The following is a 14223-nucleotide window of genomic DNA, read 5'->3' on the forward strand; positions in this document are numbered from 1 at the left end:
ACCGCGGGGCCGGGTACCCGGGGGGTCCGCCGCCACCGGCCGGAGGCTTCCCGGGGCTGTGCCCGGGCCCGCCACCGGTCATGAGCTCAAGGAGCCCACGAACATGACGGACGTATCCGGCACCGGTCCCGCGCCGGGCGACGACCGCAAGGTGCTCACCAACCGCCAGGGCCACCCGGTCTACGACAACCAGAACCAGCGCACGGTCGGCGCCCGCGGCCCCGCCACGCTGGAGAACTACCAGTTCCTCGAGAAGATCAGCCACTTCGACCGGGAGCGCATCCCCGAGCGTGTCGTGCACGCCCGCGGCGTCACCGCCTACGGCTTCTTCGAGGCCTACGGCGCCTGGGGCGACGAGCCGATCAGCCGCTACACCCGCGCCAAGCTGTTCCAGGAGCGCGGCAAGAAGACCGACCTGGCCGTCCGCTTCTCCACCGTCATCGGCGGACGCGACTCCTCCGAGGCCGCCCGCGACCCGCGCGGCTTCGCCGTGAAGTTCTACACCGAGGACGGCAACTGGGACCTCGTCGGCAACAACCTGGGCGTCTTCTTCATCCGGGACGCGATCAAGTTCCCCGACGTGATCCACGCCCTCAAGCCCGACCCGGTCACCTTCGAGCAGCAGCCGCGCCGCATCTTCGACTTCATGTCGCAGACCCCCGAGTCCATGCACATGCTGGTCAACCTGTTCAGCCCGCGCGGCATCCCGGCGGACTACCGCCACATGCAGGGCTTCGGTGTCAACACCTACAAGTGGGTCAACGCCGAGGGCGAGACCAAGCTGGTCAAGTACCACTGGATGCCCAAGCAGGGCGTCCGCTCCATGACCGAGGAGGACGCCGCCAACGTGCAGGCCGGCTCCCTCGGCCACGCCACCAAGGACCTGTACGAGGCGGTCGCCCGCGGTGACTACCCCGAGTGGGAGCTCCTCGTCCAGATGATGGACGACCACGAGCACCCCGAACTGGACTTCGACCCGCTGGACGACACCAAGACCTGGCCGGAGCAGGAGTTCCCGCCCAAGCCGGTGGGCCGGATGGTGCTCGACCGCATGCCGGAGGACTTCTTCGCCGAGAACGAGCAGATCTCGTTCGGCACCGGCGTGCTCGTCGACGGCCTGGACTTCTCCGACGACAAGATGCTGGTCGGCCGGACCTTCTCCTACAGCGACACCCAGCGCTACCGGGTCGGCCCGAACTACCTCCAGCTGCCGGTCAACCAGGCGAAGAACGCCGAGGTGCGCACCAACCAGCGCGGCGGCCAGATGGCGTACTTCGTGGACCGCGGCGGCGAGAACCCGACCGTGAACTACGAGCCGTCCATCCTCGGCGGGCTGCGCGAGGCCGAGTACCCGACCCACGACGAGCAGGGCCCGGAGATCCGCGGCCGGCTCACCCGCAAGCGCATCCCCCGGACCAACGACTACCTGCAGGCCGGCCAGCGCTACCTCCTCATGGAGGACTGGGAGCGCGACGACCTGGTCAAGAACTTCGTCGACCTGCTGTCCCAGTGCGACCGGCCCGTCCAGGAGCGCATGGTGTGGCACTTCCTGCTGGTCGAGAACGACCTGGGCCTCCGGGTCGGCGACGGCCTCGGCATCAGCCCGGACGACGTCGCCGACCTCGAACCGCTGGCCAGCCAGGACCTCACCGACGAGGACCGCAAGCGGCTGGCCAACCTCGGCAAGAACCCGCCGCGGGACGTCGAGGGCCTGACCATGACCCACTGCGTGCCCGACGAGCGGCACGTGGTGACCCGCTGACCCTCAGCGGGCCAGGGCGGCACGGGCCGCGGCCAGCGCCTGCTCGGCGTAGCCCCGGCCGAACAGCACGGCGTGCACCAGCAGCGGGAACAGCTGGTGCACGCCGACGCGTGCCCGCCAGCCGTCGGCGAGCGGCGCCGCCTGCCGGTAGCCCTCCAGGACCTCGTCCCCGTGCGGGCAGCCGAACAGGCGCAGCATCGCCAGGTCGGTCTCCCGGTGCCCGCCGTGCGCGGCCGGGTCGATCAGCCGGACGTGACCGTCGGCGGCCCACAGCACGTTGCCGTTCCACAGGTCGCCGTGCAGCCGGGCCGGCGGCTCGGCGGGACCCGCCAGCTCCGGCAGCCGCTCGCAGAGCCGCTCGACGACGGACGCCTCGGCGGGCCGCAGCGTGCCCCGGTCGACCGCGCGCCGCAGGTACGGCAGCACCCGGTGCTCGGCGTACCAGCCCGGCCAGTCGGCGCCGGGGGCGTTGCGCATCGGGGCACGGCCGATGTACGCGTCCGCGGGGCCGCCCGGCGGGGGCGCGCCGAACGCGGGGGCGCCCGCCGCGTGCAGCGCGGCCAGGTCCGCGCCGAACCGCACCGCCGCCTCCCGGGTCGGCCGTCCCCGCGGGACCCGCTCGGTGACCAGCCAGTCGTCGTCCAGGCCGTGCACGGCCGGGATCCGGACCGTGCCCGCCCCGGCCAGCCAGCGCAGCCCCGCCGCCTCGGCCCGGGCCGCCCCGGGGTCCTCGCCGCGCTTGACCACCACCACCCGGCCGTCGTCGAGGGTGACCTCGGTCAGGGCGCCCGACAGCGGACGCTCGCCGGTCACCGCCCGCCCGGTGAGCCGGGCCGCGGCGGCCCCCGGCCCCTCGCCCCGCCCGCCGCTCACCGCCGGACCTCCCGGCCCGGGCGCCGGTCCGGCGCGGCCGTGTCGTCCCGATTCCCGTTCCCGGTGATCCACCACAGGCGCACGGCCCCAGCGTACGGTCCCGGCAGCGGCCGCCCGGCGCGTCCACCGGTTCCCGTACCGGACGCTCCGGCGCCCCCGGCGAGCGGCGGACGCCGTCCGAAGGTGCGCGTCGTTCCGCGACATTCGCCATGAAACGGTCACGCGGGACGGTGAAATATCCGGCCCCCGCCGATCGGGCGGGCCGGTGGCGGGGACCAGTCGGGGCATGACGAGTTCAGCGTTCCAGCGCACCATCGTCCTGCCCGCCCCCCTCTGCGAGGAGGCCGTGCACCACCTGGAGCAGGCCGCGCAGCGGACCATCGACGGCGCCGCGATCGTCCTGAAGGCGTTCCGCGCGGCCGCCGACCACGACTACGCGCTCCCCCTCCCGATGGTCGAGCAGGCCGCCGCCTGCCTGCTGGTCCTGGCCACGGAGACCGCCCAGACCGTACGCTCCTCGGCGCTGCGCGCCACCATCAGCGTCGCCCTGCGCCTGCGGGACACCGTCGAGGCCGCCCACCAGCCGGTGCTCACCGACCGGTTCTGGTGAGCCGGCGGGATGTGGCCGAGGCCACGTCCCCGAGGAGGTCCGGCTCACGTCCGCATCCGCCGGGCGGCGGCTACCGTGTGCAGACCCCGACCTCACCAGCAGCACGGACGGCCCGGCAGTGCACGCAGATCTCTCCCCGGTCATCGCGGCGACCGCGCAATGGCTGACCCACGCCTACCCCGCCTCCGGCGGGGCGCTCGCCGCCGCCCTGTGCGAGGTCCAGGCGCGCCAGGCCGCCACCGTGGCGGCCTGGCTGAGGTACCCGACGGCGATGGACGCCGCCCTGCTCGGGGTGGCGGGCCCGGGCGGCTCCGGCCGGCTCGACTGGATCACCGGCGCCGACGCGGCCGTTTCCGGCGACCCCGGCACCGACCCCTGGCGCACCTGGGTCGACGAGGTCGTGGCGAGCTGGGCGGCCTGCCTGCTCACCGACCCCGGCCTGGCCGCCCTGGCGGTGACGGCCGTCGGCGGGACCGGGGAGCCCGCCCCGTTCCGGCGGCTGCTCGCGCCCGACGCCGGCGACCGCCGGGCCGCGGCGCTGCTGCGCCACCCGGACCTGCTCGCCCCCGTGGCCGCACTGCACCACGCCCAGCTCCTCGACCTCCTCAGGCCGGGACACTCCCTCATCGCCTGAGCCCGGGCCGAGCCGGGCCGGGGACCGGTGACAGGTGACCGTTGACCGGTGTCCCGGCAACCCGGTGCCCCGGTGCCGCCGCGACCGGGCGCTCCCGTGACCCGGCGGACCGGTGACCTCGGACCGGTCCCGCACCGCTCCCGGCCCCGGCACCCCCTGGACACCCGCCCCGGGCGCACTTCCCCCGTGACCTGCGCCGACGGCCTCCACCCTCCCTCCGTCACGCTGCGTGTTTCACCCGTTCGCCGTAGGCGACCGTGCCGCGGTCCCGCGTTCGGCGGAGGCTGAGCGTGGGCTCGACGGCCTCCGGCCACCCTCGGCAGCCCGAGGCGGAACCGTCGTGCCGGGCCCGACGCCGCCGAGCGAGGAGAGACCGAGATGACCACCGCCTTCACCCGGAACTGGGAGCACGCCGTCGTCACCGGCGGCGCGGGCTTCGTCGGCTCCCACCTGTGCGGGGCCCTGCTGGACGCGGGCGCGGCCGTCACCTGCGTGGACGACTTCAGCACCGGCCGGCCCGAGAACATCACGGCGCTGCTGGAACGGCCGGGCTTCACCCTGGTGCAGGCCAACGTGACCGAGGGCCTGCCGATCAAGCGGCCGCCCGACCTCGTGCTGCACTTCGCCTCCCCGGCGTCCCCCGCGGACTACCTGCGGCTCCCGCTGCACACCATGGAGACGGGCAGCCTCGGCACCCGCCACGCCCTGGAACTCGCCCACGCCTCGGGCGCCCGCTTCGTGCTGGCCTCGACCTCCGAGGTGTACGGCGACCCCCAGCAGCACCCGCAGGACGAGCGGTACTGGGGCAACGTCAACCCCGTGGGGCCGCGCAGCGTGTACGACGAGGCCAAGCGCTTCGGCGAGGCGCTGACCACCGCCCACGCCGAGGCGCACGGCACCGACACCTGCATCGTGCGGCTGTTCAACACCTACGGCCCGGGGATGCGCGGCCACGACGGCCGGGCCGTGCCGACGTTCGTCCGCCAGGCGCTCGCCGGGGAGCCGCTCACCGTGACCGGCGACGGCCGCCAGACCCGCTCGCTGTGCTACGTCGACGACACGGTCGGCGGCGTCCTCGCGGCGGCCGCCCAGGGCATGCGCGGCCCGGTCAACATCGGCAACCCGGCCGAGATCACCATGCTGGACCTGGCGCGGCTCGTCATCGAGCTGGCCGAATCCGACTCGGAGATCCGCTTCGTCGAGCGCCCCGTGGACGACCCGGCCGTGCGCTGCCCCGACATCACGCTGGCGCGCGACAAGCTCGGCTGGGAGCCCAGGGTGCGCGTCGAGGACGGGCTGCGCCGCACGATCGGCTGGTTCCGCGAGCAGACCGACCGCTGAGCCCCGACCGCTGAGCCCCGGCCGCTTCGCCCCGGCCCGCCGGACCCCGCGCACCGCAGCACCGGGCCCGTCCCGATCCCCGAAAGGCCTGCCACCCCATGCGCATCCTCGGAATCAACGCCCTCTTCCACGATCCCGCCGCCGCCCTGGTGGTCGACGGGCGGATCGTCGCCGCCGCGGAGGAGGAACGTTTCTCCCGACGCAAGCACGGCAAGCGGCCGGTGCCGTTCTCCGCCTGGGAACTGCCCGAGAAGGCCGCGGCCTGGTGCCTGAAGCGCGCCGGCCTGCGCCCGCAGGACCTCGACGCGGTCGCCTACAGCTTCGACCCCGACCTGGCCCGGCCGGCGCAGGACATGGGCCTGGACGACCCCTGGGACCACCTGCGGCTCACCTACGCCCGGGAGGCCCCCGGCTTCCTGAAGACGGCCCTGCCCGGGCTGGACCCCGGCATCGTCCGCTTCGTGCCGCACCACATGGCCCACGCCGCGTCCGGCGCCTTCGCCGCCCCCGACGCCGCCGACTCCTCCGTCCTGGTCCTCGACGGCCGCGGGGAGCGCGCCTCCCACCTCGCGGCCCGCCGCGTGGGCGACCGGCTGGAACCGCTGTACGCCCAGGACCTGCCGCACTCGCTCGGACTGGTCTACGAGGAGCTCACCGGGCACCTCGGGTTCCTGCGCTCCTCGGACGAGTTCAAGGTGATGGCGCTCGCCTCCCACGGCCGCCCCCGGATGCTCGCCGAACTGCGCCGCCACGTGTACCCGACCGGCGACGGCGGCTTCCACGCCGGCGGCGTGCCCTGGCACGACCTGTGCGCGCCGCGCGGCCCGGAGGAGCCGTGGACGCAGGACCACGCCGACGTCGCGGCCAGCGCGCAGGCCGTCCTGGAGGAGACCCTGCTCGACCTGGCGCGCTGGCTGCACGGCCGGACCCGCGACCGGGTGCTCACCCTCGCCGGGGGCGTCGCCCTGAACTGCGTCGCCAACTCCCGCATCGCCCGGGAGGGCCCCTTCGACCGGGTGTGGGTGCAGCCCGCCGCCGGTGACGCCGGCACGGCGCTGGGCGGCGCGCTGCTGCTGTCCGCCGGCGCGGGCGACGAACCCGAGCCCATGACCGGCGCCGACCTCGGCCGCGACTGGTCCGACGCGGAACTGGGCGCCTGGCTGAAGACGGCCGCCGTGCCGTTCGAACGGCCGCCGGACATCGCCGCGACCGTGGCCCGCGCCCTCGCCGACAACGGGATCGTCGCCTGGTTCCAGGGCCGCTCCGAGTACGGGCCCCGGGCGCTCGGCCACCGCTCGCTGCTCGCCCACCCCGGGCACGCCGGCAACCTGGAACGGCTCAACGACGTCAAGGGCCGCGAGCAGTTCCGGCCCGTCGCGCCCATGGTGCTCGCCGACCGCGCCGCCGAGATCTTCGACGGGCCGATCCCCAGCCCGTACATGCTGTTCGTGCACGACGTGGCGCCGGCCTGGCGGGAGCGCATCCCCGCGGTCGTGCACGTCGACGGCACCGCCCGCATCCAGACCGTCGACCCGGCGCGCGAACCCCTCGTGGCCCGCATGCTGAGCGAGTTCGAGCGGCTCACCGGGGTGCCCGTCGTCGTCAACACCAGCCTCAACACCGCCGGCCGGCCCATGGTGGACGACCCGCGCGACGCCCTGGAGTGCTTCGGCTCCTCGCCCGTCGACCTGCTCGCGATCGGCCCGTACGCGGTCCGGCGCGGCGCGTTCTTCCGCTCCCACGAGGGCGGTGGCCTGTGACGCCCGCGCCGGAGGCCGACGGCATGACCGGCTACGCCGTCGTCGTCCCCACGCTCGGCCGGCCCGGCCTCGCCACCTGCCTGCGCGCCCTGGCCGAGGCGAGCGGCCCGGGCCCCGAACGGGTCGTGCTCGTCGACGACCGGCCCGACCCGGCCGGGACGCTCGCGGCCCACGTGCCGCCGGCGCTGCGCGCGCGGACCATGGTCGTGCACGGCGGGGCCCGCGGGCCCGCGGCCGCCCGGAACACCGGGTGGCGGGCGGCCGGGGACGTGCCCTGGATCGTCTTCCTCGACGACGACGTCGTCCCCGGGCCGACCTGGGCCGACGACCTCGCCCTCGACATCGCCGGGGCGGCCGCCTGGACCGCCGGCCTCACCGCCCGGATCGAGGTGCCCCTGCCCGCGGACCGGCCGCCCACCGACTGGGAACGCAACACCGCCGGGCTCGCCACCGCCCGCTGGATCACCGCCGACATGGCCGTGCGCCGCGAGGCCCTGGAGGCCGTCGGCGGCTTCGACGAACGGTTCCGGCGGGCCTTCCGCGAGGACGCCGACCTGGCGCTGCGGCTGCTCGACGCCGGCTGGACGCTGACCGAGGGCCGGCGCGCCACCGCCCACCCCGTGCGGCCCGCCGGACGCTGGATCTCCGTCCGGCTCCAGGCCGGCAACGCCGACGACGTCCTGATGACCCGGCTGCACGGCCGCGACTGGTGGGACCGCGCCGGCGCGCCCCGCGGACGCCTGCGGACCCACCTCGCGGTGACGGGCGCCGGGGTGGCGGCCCTGGGCTGCGCGGCGCTCCGCAGGCCCCGCGCCGCCGCGGCCTGCGCCACGGCCTGGCTGGCCGGCACCGCCGAGTTCGCCCTGGCCCGTGTCCTGCCCGGGCCCCGCACCCGCGACGAGATCGTCACCATGGCGCTCACCAGCGTCCTCGTGCCGCCCGCCGCGTGCTGGCACTGGCTGCGCGGGCGGATCGCGCACCGTGCGGTACCGCCGCACGTCCCCTACGAGGCCGGGGAACCGTCCCCGGCGCCGCGCCAGGCGGCCAGGGAACGGCTGCGCTCATGAAACGCCCCACCGCCCCGCGCACCCCGGCGCACGGCCCCCGGCCGCCCGCCGGGTTCACGGGCGTGCCCGCGGATCCGGCGGGTGCGGGGGCCGTGCGTCCGGCGGATCACGCGGCCGTGCCGGCCGGCGAGGCGCGCGCCGCGCGACCGCCCGCCGGCGGCGTGAGCTCGCGCGGCCCGCTGCCGCGTTCCGGTGGCTTGGGCTTGTGTGGTCTGCTGCCGCGTTCCGGTGGCTTGGGCTCGTATGGTCCGCCGCCGCGTCCTGGTGGCGCCGGTTCGCGTGGTCCGTTGCCGTGCTCCGGTAGCGCGGGCTCGCGTGGTTTGCTGCCGCGTCCTGGTGGCTTGGGTTCGCGTGGTCCGCTGCCGTGCTCCGGTAGGCCGGGTTCGCGTGGTCCGTTGCCGTGCTCCGGTAGCCCGGGCCCGTGTGGTCCGCTGCCGCGTTCCGGTGGTGTCGGCTCGTGCGCGTGGGTGGTCGTCGTCGCCCGCGTGCTGGGGGCGGCGCGTGCGGTGGGCCGGGCCGCGGGGAGGCCGCGATGATCCGGGTCCGCCGCGGGCGTCTGCCCCGTACGCTCGTCGTCCGGCTGGACAGCGCGGGCGACGTGCTGCTGGCCGGGCCCGCCGTCCGGGCCGTGGCCGCCGGGTCCTCGCACACCGCGCTGCTGTGCGGCCCGCAGGGCGCGGCGGCCGGCCGCCTGCTGCCCGGCGTGGACGCCGTGCTGACCTACGAGGCGCCCTGGGTGGGGCTGGAGCCCGCGCGGGTGACGCGGGAGGCCACCCGGCGGCTGACCGAGACGCTGACGGCCGGCCGCTACGACCGGGCCCTGGTGCTGGTGTCGTACCACCAGAGCCCGCTGCCCGCCGCCCTGCTGCTCAAGCTCGCCGGTGTCGGCTGGACCGCCGCCGACAGCGAGGACTACCCCGGCGCCCTGCTCGACCTGCGCCACCACCGGCGGCCGCACCGCCACGAGGTGCTGGCCGCGCTGGACCTGGCGCGGGCCGCCGGGTTCGCGCTGCCGCCCGGCGACGACGGCCGGCTGCGCGTCACGCCCCCGCCCGTCACCACGCACCTCACCGGGCCCGAACCGTACGTCGTGGTCCACCCCGGCGCCGCCGTGCCCGCGCGGGCGTGGAGCGCGGGGCGCGCGGCGCGGGCGGTGGCCGCGCTGTCCGCCGAGGGGTACCGGGTCGTGGTCACCGGCGGCCGCGCGGAACGGGAACTGACCGCGCGGGTCGCCGGACGGCACGGCCTGGACCTCGGCGGCGCCACCGACCTGCGGCACCTGGCGGGCGTCCTGGCCCGGGCCCGCGCGGTGGTGGCCGGCAACACCGGCCCCGCCCACCTGGCCGCCGCGGTCGGCACGCCCGTCGTCAGCGTGTTCGCGCCGGTCGTCCCGGCCGAGCGGTGGGCCCCGTACGGCGTGCCGCACGTCCTGCTCGGCGACCAGGGCGCGGCCTGCGCGCACACCAGGGCCCGGCACTGCCCCGTGCCGGGCCACCCCTGCCTCGACGGCATCGGCGACGCCGAGGTGCTCGCCGCCGTGGCCGCGCTCGCGGAGGGCGGCACCGAGGGGGACGCAAGGGACCGGGGGGAGCAGACGGAGCGAGGAGCGGCCGTATGAACATCCTGCTGTGGCACGTGCACGGCTCCTGGACGACGGCGTTCGTCCAGGGCCCGCACACCTACGTCGTTCCGGTCACCCCCGACCGGGGGCCGGACGGCCTGGGACGGGCCCGTACCTTCTCCTGGCCCGCCTCGGTCCGGGAGGCCGGACCGGAGGAACTGGCCGGCACGCCGTTCGACCTGGTCGTGCTCCAGCGGCCGCACGAGCTGGAGCTGGCCGGACGCTGGCTCGGCGGCCGCCGCCCCGGCCGGGACGTGCCCGCCGTCTACCTGGAGCACAACGCCCCGGACGGCGACGTGCCGGACACCCGGCACCCCTGCGCGGACCGGCCCGACCTGACCGTCGTGCACGTCACGCACTTCAACCGGCTGTTCTGGGACTGCGGCACCACCCGCACCGAGGTGATCGAGCACGGCATCGTCGACCCGGGGCACCGCTTCACCGGCCGGCTGGCCCGCGCCGCCGTCGTCGTCAACGAACCCGTGCGGCGCGGCCGGTACACCGGTACGGACCTGCTGCCCGCCCTGGCCGAGGCGGTGCCGCTGGACGTGTTCGGCATGGGCACCGAGGGCCTGGCCGGGCACCTCGCGCTGCCGCCGGACCGCTGCCGCACCGCCGACCTGCCGCAGGCCGAACTGCACGCGGCCCTGGCCGAACGCCGGATGTACCTGCACCCGGTGCGCTGGACGTCGCTGGGCCTGTCCCTGCTGGAGGCCATGCACCTGGGCCTGCCCGTCCTGGCGCTCGCCACCACCGAGGCCGTCGAGGCCGTACCGCCCGGCGCGGGCGTCCTCTCCACCCGTCCCGACGTCCTGGCCCGTGCCGCCCGCCGCTACCTCCACGAACCCGAGGCCGCGGCCGAGGACGGGACGCGCGCCCGGCAGGCGGCCCTCGAACGGTACGGGCTCAAGCGCTTCCTGGCCGACTGGGAGCGCCTGTTCACGGAGGTGTGCTCATGACCCCGTCCCTCAGCCCCCTGCCCACCGGCCCGCTCGGCGGCGACCCCCTCGGCCCGGGCGTGCTGTCCGTCGCGCTGGTCTCGGAGCACGCCTCCCCGCTCGCCGCGCTCGGCGGAGTCGACGCCGGCGGGCAGAACGTGCACGTCGCCTCCCTCGCGGCCGCGCTCGCCGACCGCGGCCACCGCGTCACCGTCTACACCCGCCGGGACGCGGCCGACCTGCCCGACCGGGTGCCGCTGCGCGACGGCGTCGAGGTGCACCACGTGCCCGCCGGGCCGCCCGAGCCGCTGCCCAAGGACGAACTCCTGCCCCACATGGACGAGTTCGGCCACTACCTGGCCCGGACGTGGCGCAGGCGGCCGCCGGACGTCGTCCACTCGCACTTCTGGATGTCGGGCCTGGCCTCCCTGCGCGCGGCCCGCGAACGCGGCCTGCCCCTGCTGCACACGTATCACGCGCTCGGCACGGTCAAGCGCCGCCACCAGCGGCTCGCCGACACCAGCCCCGGCGAGCGGATCCCCTGCGAGATCGAGGTGGGTCTGGGCTGCGACCGGATCGTCGCCACCTGCCGCGACGAGGTCGTCGAACTGGCCCGCATGGGCATCTCCGCCCACAAGGCCGTCATCGTGCCGTGCGGCGTCGACGCCGAGCTGTTCACCCCCCGGGGCCGGGCCGCGCCGCGCGGACCCCACCGCCACCGCATCGTGCACCTGGGCCGGCTCGTGCCGCGCAAGGGCGCGGCGGTGGCCGTCGCCGCGCTCGCCCGGCTGCCCGACACCGAGCTGCTCGTGGTCGGCGGCCCCCCGGCGCACCGGCTCGACGACGACCCGGAGGTGCGGCGGCTGCGCGGCGTCGCCCGGGACGCCGGGGTCGCCGACCGCGTCCGCTTCACCGGCGGCGTGCCCAGCGACCGGGTGCCGCCGCTGCTGCGCTCCGCCGACGTGGTGGTGTGCCCCGCCGACTACGAGCCCTTCGGCATCGTGCCGCTGGAGGCGATGGCCTGCGGGGTGCCCGTGGTGGCCAGCGCGGTCGGCGGGCAGCTCGACACCGTCGCCGACCCGGGCACCGGACGGCTCGTGCCGCCCCGCGACCCCGAGGCCCTGGCCCGCGCCGTCGCCGGGCTGCTCGCTGACCCGGCGGCCCGGGAGGCGTGCGGCGTGGCCGGCCGCCGCCGGGTGCTCAGCCGGTACGGCTGGGGTCAGGTCGCCGCGGCCACCGAGACGGCGTACTGCGAGGTCCTGGACGCCGCCGAGACCGCCGCGACGGGAGCCGGCTGACACCCCGCCTCCCCTGTCCCTCCGCCCGCTGCCCCCTGTCCCCGCGCCCTGTCCCTCCGCCTCCCGGCCCTCCTGCCCCCAGTCCCTCTGCCTCCCTTCCTCGCCCACCCGCCGACACCCGCCGACGTCGCCGACCCCGGACCGACGTCCGACGTCCTAAGGAGGTGCGGGTCCCGCCGCCGTCCCCACGAGGCGGTACGCCCGAGAAGCCATGACCGAACACCCTGCACACCCCGCGCTCGACGCGGCGCACCTGCACTGCCGGTCACTGGAAGAGGCACTGGACCGGTTCCGCCGCCAGGGCCTCGACCGCGTCGCGGACTGGGGCGGACGGCTCGCCGACGTCCTCACCGGCGGCGGCCGCCTGCTCGCCGCGGGCAACGGCGGCAGCGCCGCCCAGGCCCAGCACCTCACCGCCGAACTGGTCGGCCGCTACCGCCAGGAGCGGCGCGCCTACTCGGCGATCTCCCTGCACGCCGAGACGTCCAGCGTCACCGCCATCGGCAACGACTACGGCTTCGACCACGTCTACGCCCGCCAGGTCGCCGCGCACGGCCGCCCCGGCGACGTGCTGGTGCTGCTGTCCACCTCCGGCCGCAGCGCCAACCTCATCGCGGCGGCCGTCACCGCCCGGCGGTCCGGACTGCGCGTGTGGGCGCTGACCGGACGCGGCCCCAACCCCCTCGCGGAGGCCGCCCACGAGTCCCTGTGCGTCGACGCGGACAGCACCGCCACCGTGCAGGAGACGCACCTGGTCGCCGTCCACCTGCTCTGCGAGTGCTTCGACGCCGCCGTGTCCACCCCGGTCGCCCGGCGCACCGTCACCACCCACGGGAGGGTGTCATGACCGGACCCAAGCCGCTCGTGGTCGTCGGGGACGTCCTGCTCGACGAGGACATCGAGGGCGTCGCCACCCGGCTCGCCCCCGACGCGCCCGCACCCGTCGTCGACGTCACCGGCGACCGGCGGCACCCCGGCGGGGCCGGACTCGCCGCGGCCCTCGCGGCCCGCGGCGGCCGGGACGTGGTCCTGGTGACCGCGCTCGGCGACGACGAGGCCAGCGAGGCCGTGCGCCGCGACCTGCACGGCCGGGTCCGGCTCATCGAGCTCCCGCTGAACGGCACCCTGCCGGTCAAGACCCGCGTCCTGGCGGGCGGGCGGCCCGTCGTGCGGATCGACCGGGGCGGCGGGACGCCCGGGGAACCCGGCGACGCGGTGCGCGACGCCCTCGCGCAGGCCCACGCCGTCCTGGTCGCCGACTACGGCCGCCACACCGCGGGCGCGCTGCGGCCCCACCTGGAGGCCGTGGCCCGCCGGACCCCCCTGGTGTGGGACCCGCACCCCAAGGGCGACGCGCCCGTGCCCGGCGCCCGGCTCGTCACCCCCAACGCCGCCGAGGCGCTCGCCCTGTGCCCCGGCGACGGCGGCACCTCCCTGGGCGCGTACGCCGAGCGCGGGGCCGAACTCGCGGAGCGCTGGCGGGCGGCGGGCGTCGCCGTCACCCTCGGCGACCGCGGGGTGCTGCTCGCCCGCCCCGGCACGGGCACCCCGATGCTCGTGCCCGCGCCCTACCGGGCCGGCGGGGACCCCTGCGGCGCGGGCGACTGCTTCGCCGCGACGACGGCCGCGGCGCTGGCCGACGGGCTGCTCCCCGAGGAGGCGCTGCAACGGGCCGTCGCCGAGGCCGCCGCGTTCGTCGCGGCGGGCGGTGCGGGCAACCCGGAGCTGTGGCGGGCCGAGCGCGCCGGGCCCGCGGCGGACGACCCCGTGTCGGACGCGTTCGACCTCGCCGAGCGGGTCCGGGCCCGGGGCGGCACGGTCGTCGCCACCGGCGGCTGCTTCGACCTGGTGCACGCCGGTCACGTCGGCCTGCTGGAGAGCGCCCGGCGCATCGGCGACTGCCTGATCGTCTGCCTCAACTCCGACGCGTCCGTCACCCGCCGCAAGGGCCCCGGCCGGCCCCTCACCCCGGCGGCGGACCGCGCCCGCGTGCTGGCCGCGCTCGGCAGCGTCGACGCCGTCGTGGTCTTCGACGAGGACACCCCGGAGGCCGTCCTCGCCCGGCTGCGGCCGGACGTCTGGGTCAAGGGCGGCGACTACTCCGTCCAGGACCTGCCCGAGGCGGAGGTGCTGCGCGACTGGGGAGGCCAGGCCGTCGTCCTGCCCTACCTCGACGGCCGCTCCACGACCCTCCTCGCCCGCAGGGCGGCGAAGGCCGCGGCGGTGGCCCTCCGGACACCGGGGTCCTGAGGCGGGACCCGGCCGGGCGCGGTCGTCGTGCGCCGTGGACGGTGCGGCGTACGGCGAGTGGCGACCGGG

Annotated in this window: 12 protein-coding genes; 11 read left to right on the forward strand and 1 reads right to left on the reverse strand. The window is 76.7% G+C overall.

The window, feature by feature from the left end; translation table 11 throughout:
* Positions 1-103: 103 nt before the first annotated feature.
* Positions 104-1762, forward strand: coding sequence for a catalase (locus tag ACIF8T_RS26530; RefSeq protein ID WP_400038607.1), 1659 nt, complete (start codon positions 104-106; stop codon positions 1760-1762).
* Positions 1763-1765: 3 nt separating this feature from the next.
* On the opposite strand, the gene ACIF8T_RS26535 is transcribed toward ACIF8T_RS26530, so the two are convergent.
* Complete coding sequence (locus tag ACIF8T_RS26535; RefSeq protein WP_400038608.1) at positions 1766-2635, reverse strand: fructosamine kinase family protein; 870 nt, start codon at positions 2633-2635, stop codon at positions 1766-1768.
* Positions 2636-2921: 286 nt separating this feature from the next.
* On the opposite strand from ACIF8T_RS26535, the gene ACIF8T_RS26540 reads away from it, so the two are divergent.
* The 10 genes from ACIF8T_RS26540 to rfaE2 all read left to right on the forward strand — a co-directional run bounded on the left by ACIF8T_RS26540 (position 2922) and on the right by rfaE2 (position 14154).
* Positions 2922-3245, forward strand: a complete 324-nt coding sequence (locus tag ACIF8T_RS26540) for a hypothetical protein (protein WP_400038609.1) — start codon at positions 2922-2924, stop codon at positions 3243-3245.
* Positions 3246-3363: 118 nt separating this feature from the next.
* Entirely contained in the window at positions 3364-3879 is a 516-nt protein-coding gene (locus tag ACIF8T_RS26545; RefSeq protein WP_400038610.1) for a hypothetical protein, read from the forward strand.
* A gap of 378 nt (positions 3880-4257) precedes the next feature.
* Complete coding sequence (locus tag ACIF8T_RS26550) at positions 4258-5220, forward strand: NAD-dependent epimerase/dehydratase family protein (RefSeq protein ID WP_400038611.1); 963 nt, start codon at positions 4258-4260, stop codon at positions 5218-5220.
* Positions 5221-5318: 98 nt separating this feature from the next.
* Positions 5319-6980 (forward strand): carbamoyltransferase, encoded by a 1662-nt coding sequence (locus ACIF8T_RS26555; RefSeq protein WP_400038612.1) that lies wholly within the window; start codon positions 5319-5321, stop codon positions 6978-6980.
* Between the two features lie 23 nt (positions 6981-7003).
* Complete coding sequence (locus ACIF8T_RS26560) at positions 7004-8047, forward strand: glycosyltransferase family 2 protein (protein WP_400038781.1); 1044 nt, start codon at positions 7004-7006, stop codon at positions 8045-8047.
* 532 nt (positions 8048-8579) lie between these two features.
* Complete coding sequence (locus tag ACIF8T_RS26565; protein WP_400038613.1) at positions 8580-9665, forward strand: glycosyltransferase family 9 protein; 1086 nt, start codon at positions 8580-8582, stop codon at positions 9663-9665.
* Complete coding sequence (locus ACIF8T_RS26570) at positions 9662-10627, forward strand: glycosyltransferase (protein WP_400038614.1); 966 nt, start codon at positions 9662-9664, stop codon at positions 10625-10627. Before ACIF8T_RS26565 ends, ACIF8T_RS26570 begins: the two co-directional genes overlap by 4 nt.
* Positions 10624-11904, forward strand: coding sequence for a glycosyltransferase (locus ACIF8T_RS26575; RefSeq protein WP_400038615.1), 1281 nt, complete (start codon positions 10624-10626; stop codon positions 11902-11904). Before ACIF8T_RS26570 ends, ACIF8T_RS26575 begins: the two co-directional genes overlap by 4 nt.
* Before the next feature lie 211 nt (positions 11905-12115).
* Complete coding sequence (locus tag ACIF8T_RS26580) at positions 12116-12751, forward strand: SIS domain-containing protein (RefSeq protein WP_400038616.1); 636 nt, start codon at positions 12116-12118, stop codon at positions 12749-12751.
* Positions 12748-14154, forward strand: a complete 1407-nt coding sequence (gene rfaE2 / locus ACIF8T_RS26585) for a D-glycero-beta-D-manno-heptose 1-phosphate adenylyltransferase (protein ID WP_400038617.1) — start codon at positions 12748-12750, stop codon at positions 14152-14154. The genes ACIF8T_RS26580 and rfaE2 overlap by 4 nt, the downstream gene beginning before the upstream one ends.
* Positions 14155-14223 lie beyond the last annotated feature (69 nt).

The sequence above is a fragment of the Streptomyces sp. NPDC085946 genome (assembly GCF_044540485.1).
Classification (GTDB): Bacteria; Actinomycetota; Actinomycetes; order Streptomycetales; family Streptomycetaceae; genus Streptomyces.

What these genes read in the sequence shown, in the direction of transcription:
- ACIF8T_RS26580 (WP_400038616.1), top strand. Translation starts at nt 12,116, where the DNA reads ATGACCGAACACCCTGCACACCCCGCGCTCGACGCGGCGCACCTGCAC.
- ACIF8T_RS26540 (WP_400038609.1), top strand. Translation starts at nt 2,922, where the DNA reads ATGACGAGTTCAGCGTTCCAGCGCACCATCGTCCTGCCCGCCCCCCTC.
- rfaE2 (WP_400038617.1), top strand. Translation starts at nt 12,748, where the DNA reads ATGACCGGACCCAAGCCGCTCGTGGTCGTCGGGGACGTCCTGCTCGAC.
- ACIF8T_RS26570 (WP_400038614.1), top strand. Translation starts at nt 9,662, where the DNA reads ATGAACATCCTGCTGTGGCACGTGCACGGCTCCTGGACGACGGCGTTC.
- ACIF8T_RS26560 (WP_400038781.1), top strand. Translation starts at nt 7,004, where the DNA reads ATGACCGGCTACGCCGTCGTCGTCCCCACGCTCGGCCGGCCCGGCCTC.
- ACIF8T_RS26550 (WP_400038611.1), top strand. Translation starts at nt 4,258, where the DNA reads ATGACCACCGCCTTCACCCGGAACTGGGAGCACGCCGTCGTCACCGGC.
- ACIF8T_RS26555 (WP_400038612.1), top strand. Translation starts at nt 5,319, where the DNA reads ATGCGCATCCTCGGAATCAACGCCCTCTTCCACGATCCCGCCGCCGCC.
- ACIF8T_RS26575 (WP_400038615.1), top strand. Translation starts at nt 10,624, where the DNA reads ATGACCCCGTCCCTCAGCCCCCTGCCCACCGGCCCGCTCGGCGGCGAC.
- ACIF8T_RS26530 (WP_400038607.1), top strand. Translation starts at nt 104, where the DNA reads ATGACGGACGTATCCGGCACCGGTCCCGCGCCGGGCGACGACCGCAAG.
- ACIF8T_RS26565 (WP_400038613.1), top strand. Translation starts at nt 8,580, where the DNA reads ATGATCCGGGTCCGCCGCGGGCGTCTGCCCCGTACGCTCGTCGTCCGG.